The following is a 10,302-nucleotide window of genomic DNA, read 5'->3' as shown; positions in this document are numbered from 1 at the left end:
TCAGCGGGTGACGGTCACGTCCGCGACGTCCAGCCTCGTGCTCGTCGAGGCGACCGGGAAGTTCTCGATGCCGGGCGCGAGGGCGACGATGTCGCTGCGTGTGAACAGCCAGTCGGCGGGGTGCTGCGCGGCGACCACGCGCGCGGCCTCGGCCAGCAGCGCGGCCGACGCGTCGGGATCCGTCTCGCGCATCGCGTCGACGTAGAGCGACTGCACTTCGGTGAACGCGTCGTTGTCGGCGAGTGCGTAGTAGTAGTCGGGGTTCGCCCACGAGTTGAAGTCGCGCGGCTCGACGTGATTGACGAAGCTCAGCTCGTAATCGCGGTTCGTGTATACGTCGTTGAGCCAGGTCGAGAACTCGACGGGCTCGACGTCGAGCGTCACGCCGATGTCGTCGAACATCGACACGAGCAGCGTCGAGAAGTACGTGGGGTACGTGTTCGAGACGGTCATCGTCAGCTCGAGGTCCTCGGCGCCCGCCTCGGCGAGCAGCTCGCGCGCGCGGTCGGGGTCGAACGAGATCGTGTCGGAGAGGTCTTCGTAGCCGGGATCGAGCGGAGGAATCGGCCCGAACAGCTTCTCGCCCGCGCCGACGCGCTCGAGGATCGCGTCGTGGTCGATCGCGAGGCGCAGCGCCTCGCGCACCCGGATGTCGTCGAGGGGAGCGGCCCGCTCGTTGAACGCGAGGATGAACTTGTCGGTCGTCTCGCCCTCGGTCACCTCGAAGGCGTCCTCGAGCTGCGGGGCGAGGTCGGATTCGACGCCCGTGAGCACGTCGACCGAGCCGTCGAGGCCCGCGTTCACGAGCGCGGTCGCCTCGGGGATGTAGGCGAACACGACCTCCGCAACGCCGGCCTTCTCGCCCCAGTAATCGTCGTTGCGCTCGAACGTGATGCTGTCGCCCTGGCTCCAGTTCGCGAGCGTGAACGGGCCCGTGCCGTTGGCCGCGGTGGCCAGGTCGGTTTCGTCCTCGGAATCGAGGATCACGCCGGCGGGGCCGGTCAGGGTGAACAGGAAGTTCTGGTTCGGCTCGGCGAGGGCGACCTCGACCGTGGCGTCGTCGACGGCCGTGAGGGTGTCGATCACCTGCAGGTCGGCGTAGCCGATCGTCGATTCGTCCGAGCGCACGTCGTCGAGCGATGCCACGACGTCGTCCGCGGTGAGGGCGGATCCGTCGTGGAAGGTGACGCCGTCCTGCAGCTCGAAGGTGTACGTCAGCCCGTCGTCGGAGACCTGCCAGTCGCTCGCGAGAGCCGGCTCGACGCCTGAGTCATCGCCGCGGGAGACGAGGCCCTCGTAGACGTTCTCGATCAGCGCCTGCTCGAGGGCGGCGCCGGAGGTGTGGCGGATGTCGAGGTTCGTCGGCTCGAGCACGAGGCCGACGGTGAGCGTGGCGTCCGGATCCGGCCCGCCGGAGGGCTCGGAAGGGGACGTCGATCCGGAGCAGCCGGCGAGAACGAGCGCTCCGGCGGCGAGGACGGATCCTGCAGCGATCCGGCGAGAGGGCAAGGAGACCATGGGTCAGGTTCTTTCGGGACGGGTCGAACGGACGAGGTCGGCGATGTCGCGGTGGGCCGTCTCCTGCACGTTGTGCGTGGCGTCGACGGTGACGATGCGCGCCTCGGGCTGCGCCGCGGCGAAGGCGGCGAGGTCGTCGTCGCCGAGGTAGCCGCGGGATCCGGCGATGAGGGTGATCGGCTGAGCGACCCGGCGCAGCGCGTCCCAGTCGGTGTCGTGGTGGTCGCGCAGGCGCGGCACCTCGGTCTTCTCGGACAGCACGTGCGCGAGGTGGTGCTTCCACTCGACGACGCCGTCCTCGCGCGTGCGCGTGTTCAGCAGCACGCCGCGGAGCGCCTTGTCCCGCGATCCGCCGAGGCCGAACGCCAGGGCGTGGTCTAAGACGTCATCGACGGATTCGAACTCGAGCCGGGCGTAGAACGCGGAGAGCTGCGACGGCCCGCCGGATCCGATCCCCGGCACGATGTCGACGAGGATCAGGTCCGAGACGAGATCGGGGCGCGCGGAGGCGACGTGCGCGGCAGTGAGGCCGCCGAGCGACTGGCCGACGAGCGTGATGGGCGCTGACGCCCACTCCTCGATCGCGCGGATGACGTCGGGCGCGATCGTCTCGGGGGCGTAATCGGCGTCGGTGCGCCACGACGAGTCGCCGTGCCCCGGGAGGTCGAGCGAGAGGGCGGGGGCACCGAGGTCGATGACGGTGCGGTCCCAGGTGTGCGCGTTGAGGCCCGCGCCGTGCAGGAACACCGCGTTCGGCGTGCCGGATCCGTACCGGATCGCGCTGAGGGCGCGGCCGTCCGGCAGCTCGAGCTGAACGCGCGCGGCGGCGGGCGCCTCCGCACCCTGGTCGCGGGCATCATCGGCGAGGAAGGAGAACTCGTTCAGGTCGGCGTGCGTCGTCATTGAGGGGGATCCTTGAGCAGGGGACGTTCGCGGGTATCGAACAGTGCCATTGTGGCGGTCGCGAGCGGCCGCGACGAAATCAGATCGAATAACGCACAGTCTATTGCGACAGAAGTGCGCAGAATGCCGCATGTGAGTTTCTAGGAGCGTGCAGTGTGATTTTCCGCGCGATTTTCGCCTCCTCTCGGTAGGGTGCGTTCATGACTCAGAATCGCGTACATCTGGCGAGGCGGGCGCGGGGCGTCTACCAGGCACTCCAGGAGTTCTCGAAGGCGGTCGGCGCTCACGCGCGCGAGCACGGCCTCGACGACAGGCTGACGGAGCTCGTGCAGCTGCGGTGCTCGCAGATCAACGGCTGCGCGTACTGCATGCGCGTGCACGTGGACCGGGCCGAGAAGGCCGGCGTGACGATGGACGAGCTCGGGCAGCTCACCGCGTGGCGCGACAGCGGGGTGTTCACCGAGCGCGAGCGCGCGGCGCTCGAGCTCGCCGAGGCGCACACGCTGATCCACCAGGACGGGATCTCGGACGAGGTGTACAACCGCGTCGGCTCCGTGCTGACGGAGGAGGAGTACATCGGCGTGAGCTGGCTGGCGATCGCCATCAACGCGTTCAACCGCCAGGCGATCGCCGGGCGGTACGAGGTCGCGTCCAGGCAAGGTTAGGCGATCCTACATTTCCGGGCGTACACTGGAACCACTATGACAACACGCCCGGCCACCTCCCACGACGAATCAGCCTGCCGTTCGCACCATCACGCGCGTGCGCAGCACCTCGTGGTGGCCGACGAGCGCTCGCTCGCCGACCTCGAGCTGGTCCTCGCGACGCTGCCGATGTGCGCGTCGGGCCGCGTGTTCATCGAGGTTCCCGACGCATCGTGGATCTGCGCCCTGCAGGCGCCGCTGCGCATGACCGTGACCTGGCTCGACCGCTCCGTGCGCCGCGGCGCCCCCGGAACGGCCGAGCTGTGCCGCCCGGGCGTCGCGATGACGCGCTCCGCAATCGCCTACGCCGACGAGATGCTCTGCGGCGACGAGGCGCACGAGACGAACATCACCCTGCTCGGTGGCTACGTCGCCACGGCCGACATCGTCGAGCACCTGACGGGCGCCATCGGCTTCGACCGCGACCGCATCACGGTCTCCGAGGCGCTCCGCCAGTACGTGTGACTCAGGCGAGCTCGAGCCGGATCGCGTCGTAGGCTGCCTCGTTCCAGAGGTGCTCGGCGCCCTCATTGATCTGCAGCGTGATCACGTTGTCGGTCGGCGTGAGCAGTGCGGCATCGAACGTGAACTCGCGGTGGAAATTCCTCCCTCCGCGGCCGCTCCGATAGGTCGCGCCGCGGGCGTCGTCCGGCTCGAATGTCCACACGAACGGCTCGCCGTTCACGCGGATGGTCAGGTTGCTCTGCTCGTCCGGTATCGGCAGCGCGGATCCCATCGCCCATGCCGCGAGCCACACGGTCAGTGTCGCGCGACGGCCCGCGGTCGGCTGGTCGAGGCCGAAGACGATCCGCCAGGGCTTCTCCTGCTGGGTGACGTGCAGGCGGTACGTCGACGGCGCGGCGGCGCCGGGCGACGTCACGCGGATCTCGATGACGTTGTGCTCGTCCGAGACGGCGACGTCGAGCCCGTCGTCCGGCACGCGCACGCCGTCGATGTCCACGACGGATCCGCTGCGCGCCGTGGCGCGGACGCGCACCGTGTCGCGATCGTGCGGCAGATCGACCGCGAAGTCCGAGCGGAACGCGCTGAACGACGGCGTGACGTCGCTGCCGTCGACGCTCAGGGAGTCGAGGACGGGGATCGCGGCGTCGACCGCGACGATCTCGACGGCGTTCAGCCGCCCGTCACCCGACGCGACCACGTCGAGGCGCCCGCCGGAGACGGCGACGCGCTGCGTGTGGACCGCGTACTCGCCGGTGGCCGTGTCGAGCGCCACGGGGGCTGAAGATCCGATCGCGACGGTCGTCGCGTTGCCGGCGATCGCGTCACCCGAGATCACCGTCACGTCGTATTCGCCGTCGGGGAGGTCGACGAAGAACGTGGCGCCGCCGACGATGAAGTCGCGCTGCAGGTCGCCGCCGGCGTCGCGATCCCGGAAGTCGGTCGCGCGATCGAGCCCGAACCCGCCGCCCGACGAGTAGAGCGTGTCGTTCGCGACCCGCTCGTACCCGGCGGCGAGAGGGGAGGCGGATCCGCCGAAGTCGAACAGGCGAACGCCCTCGGCGTTCTCCGGCACGATCGTGCCCTCCGGCGCGGAGATCTCGTACGCGCGCTGGTAGTGGATGTAGTTCCAGTCGTTGTCGTCGCTCTGCCCGACGACGTACGTCACCCCGTCCGGGAACTCATCACGGTACGAGTGGAACAGGCCGTACTGGCGGAAGTCGCGCCCGCCGCGGAACTCCCGCGAATCGCGCGTCGGGGATCCGATCTGGAAGATCGTCTCGCCGCTCACCTCCTGCTCCCACACCATGCGGCCGAGCCGCACGACGCTGCCCGCGTCGATCGTGACGTCGTCGATGACGTGCTCGCCCCAGATCCCCTCGCCGTAGATTGTCAGGCGGTAGGTGCCCGGGCGCACGTCGGCGATCGAGAAGTGGCCGCCGGGGCCGACCTCGGACCAGTAGTTGTAGCCGAGCGCACTGTCCTGCATCGGCGTGCGGTTGTCCGACAGCACGGCCACGGATCCGACGATGTCGCGCAGGGGGAGGCCCGGAATGTGCGCCTTGCCGATGACGCGCGAGCGCTGGCGCTTCGGCGTCCAACCCTCGATCGCGAGGCGGTCGTAGAAGCCGGCGTGCGCGTCGAAGCGCGCCTTCGTCAGCGCATCCTGCCGGAGCGCGCGAGGATCCGATCCCTTGTTGAGGTGGACGTAGTACGGGCCGTACGTCTTCTGCCAGGCCTCGCCGGAGGAAACGCGCACGGGGCGAGAGCCGTAGTGCGTCGCGTGCGGTTCGACGAGCAGCACGGGGCTGTCGTTCCTCTGATGCAGCACGAGATCCTGACGCACGGGGCCGCCCGAGAACGCCTCGAGGTTCGGCAGGGCCGCCCACATTCCGTACCCGCTGCCGTAGAGGCCGTGCAGGGAGTGGTCCTTCATGTACACGGCCCAGTCGTACTTCGTGTAGTACCGGCGCGGGTATGCGGATCCGGTGCCCTCGAGGTCCGTCGTCGCATCCATCACGGTGCGGCCGCTCGACATCTCCGCGGGCGTGGGCATGCGCGCGGCGGCGTCGCGCCACGCGGTCGCGTTCGCGTCGTCCGGAACCGACGCGTGCGTGAAGACGCCGCCCGCCGTGTAGAACACGTAGCGATGCTGGTCGATGCGGAACCCGTGCAGCTCGGCCGGGTGGTCGTAGCTGTAGGCGAGGTGGATGCCCGGCTCGCCCGCGCGGATGATGTGGTGGCGCACGAGGTGGCACGGCATGCCGTTCGAGGGCGCATGGTGATAGGCGACGTCGACGAAGTCCTGCTCGCGGCGCACGACGATGCCGTCGTCGGCTCCCGGGAGCGGCAGCGACGCGCCCTCGCGCGCGGCGTTCATGTCGTAGTTGCCGCGGCCGACCATCTCGACTCCGTCGTAGACGAGCGACGTCATGCGGCCGTTGGAGCGGTCGATCACGACGCGCACGAGGCCGTTGTCGACGATCACGGCCGCCTCGGTCTCCTCCAGCGTCGGCCGCGCGGACGACGAGGTCGCCGAGGCGGGCGAGGCGTAGGTCGTCACGGCGAGCGCGGCGGCCGTGATGCCGGCGAGATGTCCGAACGTGCGACGCGTCATTGCGAAGTCGGGTGTCATGTCACGGAGCCTTCCTGGCGGGTGTGTCGTGAGGGGTTCGACCGAATGAAACGAATCGTTTCGTGTGATCAACCGTCCCGAATGTAGGGCGTATTCATCGGACTTGTCAAGGGGGTGGCGCGAGATTACGCTGGGGATCGCGAGACATATCCGAAACGGTTCTTCGAGGGGGAGGCGATGGCGACCTACAAGGACATCCAGCGCGCGACGGGCCTGTCGCTGTCGACGATCTCGAAGCACTTCAACGGGGCGCCCGTGCGCCCCGAGAACGCCACCGCGATCAAGCAGGCCGCCGACGAGCTCGGCTTTCGCGTGAACGGGGTCGCCCGCGGCCTCCGCAGCGGCCGTTCCGAGACCGTCGGGGTGCTCGTGCCGTCGCTCGACAACGGCTTCATCCTCGCGCTCATCGCCGGGGTGGAGCGGCACCTGCGCCGCCATGGCATCGGCGTGCTCGTCTCCTCGAGCCCGGCGCTCGACGACGCCCCGGGCGAGGCGGTGGAATCGCTGCGGTCGCGGATGGTCGACGGGATCGTGTCGGTTCCGTCGCCGCACGACGTCGCGGCTCTCGGCTCTGCCCGCCGAGCCGGGCTCCCGATCGTGACGATCGATCACACCTTCGCCGACCTCGAGGCCGACCATGTGCAGCTCGACAACCGCGCGGCGGGGGCGATGGCGGCGTTCCATCTGCTCGATCACGGGCATCGGCGCATCGGCGTCATCGGCGGCGGGGACGCCATCGGGTCGCTCGGCGAGCGCCGCGATGGGTTCGTCGAGGCGCTCGAGAGCCGGGGCCTCGGCGGCCGCGACCTGCTGCTGAGGGACGACGAGCCGACGGTCGATGCCGGGCGCCGAGCGATGCACGCGATGATCGCGCGCGACGACCGGCCGAGCGCCGTCTTCACCGCCAACTACGACCTCTCGATCGGCGGCCTGATCGCGCTGAACGAGTCCGGCCTGTCCGTGCCGGACGAGCTGTCGTTCGTCGGGTTCGACCTCGACGACATCGCCCGCGTGAGCAGGCCCCGCGCCACGACGATCGCGCAGCCGATCGACGTGATCGCCGAGAAGGCCGCGGGCCTCATGCTCGAGCGCATCGGCCGCGGGCCGGGCGGGGATCCGCGCTTCGTGACCGTGCCCGCAGACCTCACGGCGGGCGAATCCGTACGCCGACACCGCTGACTTCGACAGGATCTCACCGTGACCGACTCTTCTCGCCCGCTGCCCGAATGGGCCCAGCAGGCCACGCTCGGCATCTTCGTCCACTGGGGGCCGTACTCGGTGCCGGCGTGGGCCGAGCCGACCGGCGCGTGGGGCGCGATCGACCCTGAGATCTGGTTCGCGCACAACGCGTACGCCGAGTGGTACGCCAACACGATGCGCATCGAGGGCTCGCCCGCGGCGCGGCACCAGGCCGAGGCGCACGCCGGCCAGCCCTACGACCGCTTCCTCGATGAGTGGGCGCCCGACCAGTTCGATCCGGACGACTGGGCGAGCCTGTTCCGCGCCGTGGGGGCCGATTACGTGATCCCCACGACGAAGCATCACGACGGCATCGCGCTGTGGGAGGCGCCGCGATCAGGCGGCCGCAACACGGTCGCGCGCGGTCCGCGGCGCGACCTGCTCTCGCCGCTCGCCGACGCGATCCGGCGTGCGGGCATGCGGCTCGGCGTGTACTACTCCGGCGGGCTCGACTGGTCGTTCACGGACCTCCCGCCGATTCAGTCGCAGGACGACGTCGAGACCATCCGGCCGACGGACGCGGCGTACGCGCGCTACGCCACGGATCACGTGCGCGACCTGATCGACCGATTCCGCCCGTCGATCATCTGGAACGACATCGACTGGCCCGATGCCGGAAAGCACGATGGGTCGCTGGACGAGCTGATCCGTCACTATCGCGACGCCGTGCCGGACGGCATCGTCAACGACCGCTGGGGAACGGATCTCTGGGACTACCGCACGAGCGAGTACGCCCACGATGTGGGCAACGAGGGCGGATCCGGGTGGGAGCACACGCGCGGGCTCGGCTTCTCGTTCGGGCATAACCGCGTGGAGGACGAGGCGCTGACGCTGTCGCCGCGCGAGCTCGCGCGGCTGTACGCCGACGTCGTCTCGCGCGGGGGGCGGCTGCTGCTCAACGTCGGCCCGGACGCGTCGGGCCGGATCCCGGACGTGCAGCGGCGCACCCTCGAGGGCGCCGCCGAGTGGCTCAGCGCGATCAAGCCGCTCACCTCGTCCCGGCGCATGCTCACGGCCGACGAGGCGGCGAGCGTCGCCGCGGGCGACGCCTGGGTGCGCGGGTGGGTGAGCGGGGACCGCCTGATCGCGGTCGTCGGGACCGCGGAAACCGCCGCGCGGGTGACCGAGGCCCGGCCGGACGCCGTCGTCGTTCGCCTGCCCGAGTGAGGCGCCGGGCTACTTCTTCGCCAGCGCGCCGATGAGGCGCAGGATCGTGCCCATATCGTCGACGGCCGCGTCGGCGGAACGGGGCGCGAACCCGGCGATCGAGGCGCCCGCGAGCTCGAGCCGCTCGCGGATCGCGGCGATGGCGGAAACGACGTCGGCCGGATCCGCCCCGAACGGCTGCGCCACCGAGACGCCCGCCATGTGAGACGGGTCGAGCACGTCGAGGTCGATGTGGATGAAGACGCGGCTCGCACCGGTGGCGACGACGGCATCGGCCAGCGAACCGGCGATGTCGTCGGCGCTGACCACGCGGATGCCCGACTCGGAGATCACGAGGTCCTCGTCGAGGTCGAGGTCGCGCGCGCCCGCCAGGACGACGCGCTCGGGGGCGATCGCGCCGATCGACGCACCGAGGCCCTCGGGGGCGGTGCCGAGGGCGGCCCGCAGTGCCATGCCCGAGTATGCGCCGGAGGGCGAGGTCTCGGGGGAGTGCAGGTCGCCGTGCGCGTCGAACCACACCACGGCGAGGTCGTCGCCTGCCGCGTGCGCGATGGCGGGCACGGCCACGCCGCAGTCGCCGCCGATCACGATCAGGCGCTCGCCGGGGAACGCGCTGAGCTCCTCGCGCACGTGCTGCGATACGCGGCGCAGCGTGCTGGCCCGGTGCACCCCGGTGTCGAGGCTCTCGCCCGCCTCGGTCGGCACGGGAACGCGCGTGGTGGCCGAGCTCGGAAGGTCGCTCTGGATCGCGTCGGCGCCGTCGATGAGCGACATGGCGCGCGCGGACGGGGATCCCTGCCATTGCGGAACGACGATGAACCGAGTCATCCTCATATCTTCCATCACGCGTCAGAAAAACGGGAGGGTCGTGCGGATCCGATGCCGCGTCGACGCGCGGCGCCGGATCCGCACGACCCCGGGCGGCGTCAGGCCTCGATCGAGCCGGAGCTTCCACCCGACTTCAGCGCGGCGAGGCGCGCCTCGACCTCGGTGAGCTCGCCGATGTCCTCGAGCGACTCGAACTGCGCGTCGAGGCTCGACGCGGCCAGCTCCTGCTTGCCCGTGGAGAGCGCCTCCTGGCGGCGCACCTTCTCCTCGAAGCGGCCGAGCTCGCTCGTCGGATCCATCACGTCGACCGACTTCACGGCGTCGTAGACCTTGTTCTGAGCGTCGGCGACCTTCGAGCGCGCGACGAGCTCGTTGCGCTTGCTCTTGAGCTGATCGAGCTTGACCTTCATGCCGTTCAGGCCGTCCTTGAGCTTGTCGACGACGACCTGCTGCTGCTGGATCTGCGGCTCGATCGACTTCAGCTCGCCCTCGGTCTGCACCTGACGCTGGATGGCGACCTTCGCGAGATTGTCGAACTTGTCGGCGCCGGCGGTGTCGCCCGCCGCGCGCAGCTCGTCGCCCTTGCGGCTCGCGGCGAGGGCCTTGTTGCCCCACTCCGCGGCCTCCTTCTTGTCCTCGGCGGTGTCGCGCTCGAGGAGGCGCAGCTGGCCGATGGTCTCGGCGATCGCCGACTCGGCCTCCGCGATGTTGTTCGTGTAGTCGCGCACGAGCTGGTCGATCATCTTCTCGGGGTCTTCGGCCTGATCGATGAGCGAGTTGACGTTCGCACGGATGAGGGTCGAGATACGGCCGAAAATGGACTGCTTGGACATTGCGTGTGCCTTT

The 10,302-nt window shown here is 69.9% G+C and carries 9 protein-coding genes; 4 read left to right on the top strand and 5 right to left on the bottom strand.

Annotated elements, in window-relative coordinates:
- The gene (locus G510_RS0104000) at positions 1 to 1,518 is read right to left on the bottom strand and encodes an ABC transporter substrate-binding protein (RefSeq protein WP_029152571.1); all 1,518 of its coding nucleotides are present in this window, start codon (positions 1,516 to 1,518) and stop codon (positions 1 to 3) included.
- A gap of 3 nt (positions 1,519 to 1,521) precedes the next feature.
- Positions 1,522 to 2,421: an alpha/beta fold hydrolase gene (locus tag G510_RS0103995; protein ID WP_029152570.1), complete on the bottom strand. Its 900-nt coding sequence runs from the start codon at positions 2,419 to 2,421 to the stop codon at positions 1,522 to 1,524.
- A 200-nt stretch (positions 2,422 to 2,621) separates the two neighbouring features.
- Here G510_RS0103995 and G510_RS0103990 point away from each other — a divergent pair, with 200 nt between their 5' ends.
- Positions 2,622 to 3,086 (top strand): carboxymuconolactone decarboxylase family protein, encoded by a 465-nt coding sequence (locus tag G510_RS0103990; RefSeq protein ID WP_029152569.1) that lies wholly within the window; start codon positions 2,622 to 2,624, stop codon positions 3,084 to 3,086.
- A gap of 36 nt (positions 3,087 to 3,122) precedes the next feature.
- A complete protein-coding gene (locus G510_RS0103985; protein WP_029152568.1) occupies positions 3,123 to 3,590 on the top strand; it encodes an SIP domain-containing protein in 468 nt (155 codons plus the stop codon).
- Between the two features lies 1 nt (position 3,591).
- Here G510_RS0103985 and G510_RS0103980 read toward each other — a convergent pair whose 3' ends face one another.
- Positions 3,592 to 6,222, bottom strand: a complete 2,631-nt coding sequence (locus G510_RS0103980; RefSeq protein ID WP_029152567.1) for a polysaccharide lyase family protein — start codon at positions 6,220 to 6,222, stop codon at positions 3,592 to 3,594.
- Positions 6,223 to 6,399: 177 nt separating this feature from the next.
- On the opposite strand from G510_RS0103980, the gene G510_RS0103975 reads away from it, so the two are divergent.
- Complete coding sequence (locus G510_RS0103975; RefSeq protein WP_029152566.1) at positions 6,400 to 7,401, top strand: LacI family DNA-binding transcriptional regulator; 1,002 nt, start codon at positions 6,400 to 6,402, stop codon at positions 7,399 to 7,401.
- 18 nt (positions 7,402 to 7,419) lie between these two features.
- The gene (locus G510_RS15300; RefSeq protein WP_051216309.1) at positions 7,420 to 8,628 is read left to right on the top strand and encodes an alpha-L-fucosidase; all 1,209 of its coding nucleotides are present in this window, start codon (positions 7,420 to 7,422) and stop codon (positions 8,626 to 8,628) included.
- A gap of 9 nt (positions 8,629 to 8,637) precedes the next feature.
- On the opposite strand, the gene G510_RS0103965 is transcribed toward G510_RS15300, so the two are convergent.
- Positions 8,638 to 9,456: an arginase family protein gene (locus tag G510_RS0103965; RefSeq protein WP_029152565.1), complete on the bottom strand. Its 819-nt coding sequence runs from the start codon at positions 9,454 to 9,456 to the stop codon at positions 8,638 to 8,640.
- Positions 9,457 to 9,554: 98 nt separating this feature from the next.
- Entirely contained in the window at positions 9,555 to 10,289 is a 735-nt protein-coding gene (locus tag G510_RS0103960; RefSeq protein WP_029152564.1) for a PspA/IM30 family protein, read from the bottom strand.
- Positions 10,290 to 10,302: the final 13 nt, after the last annotated feature.

This window comes from Microbacterium gubbeenense DSM 15944 (assembly GCF_000422745.1).
Lineage (GTDB): Bacteria > Actinomycetota > Actinomycetes > Actinomycetales > Microbacteriaceae > Microbacterium > Microbacterium gubbeenense.
The sequence above is the reverse complement of the archived record's forward strand: the minus strand, read 5'-3'. Positions and strand labels throughout refer to the sequence as shown.

Bases quoted from the DNA above. Each gene is read 5' to 3' on its own strand.
- G510_RS0104000 (WP_029152571.1), bottom strand. From the start codon at position 1,518: ATGGTCTCCTTGCCCTCTCGCCGGATCGCTGCAGGATCCGTCCTCGCC.
- G510_RS0103995 (WP_029152570.1), bottom strand. From the start codon at position 2,421: ATGACGACGCACGCCGACCTGAACGAGTTCTCCTTCCTCGCCGATGAT.
- G510_RS0103990 (WP_029152569.1), top strand. From the start codon at position 2,622: ATGACTCAGAATCGCGTACATCTGGCGAGGCGGGCGCGGGGCGTCTAC.
- G510_RS0103985 (WP_029152568.1), top strand. From the start codon at position 3,123: ATGACAACACGCCCGGCCACCTCCCACGACGAATCAGCCTGCCGTTCG.
- G510_RS0103980 (WP_029152567.1), bottom strand. From the start codon at position 6,222: ATGACACCCGACTTCGCAATGACGCGTCGCACGTTCGGACATCTCGCC.
- G510_RS0103975 (WP_029152566.1), top strand. From the start codon at position 6,400: ATGGCGACCTACAAGGACATCCAGCGCGCGACGGGCCTGTCGCTGTCG.
- G510_RS0103965 (WP_029152565.1), bottom strand. From the start codon at position 9,456: ATGACTCGGTTCATCGTCGTTCCGCAATGGCAGGGATCCCCGTCCGCG.
- G510_RS0103960 (WP_029152564.1), bottom strand. From the start codon at position 10,289: ATGTCCAAGCAGTCCATTTTCGGCCGTATCTCGACCCTCATCCGTGCG.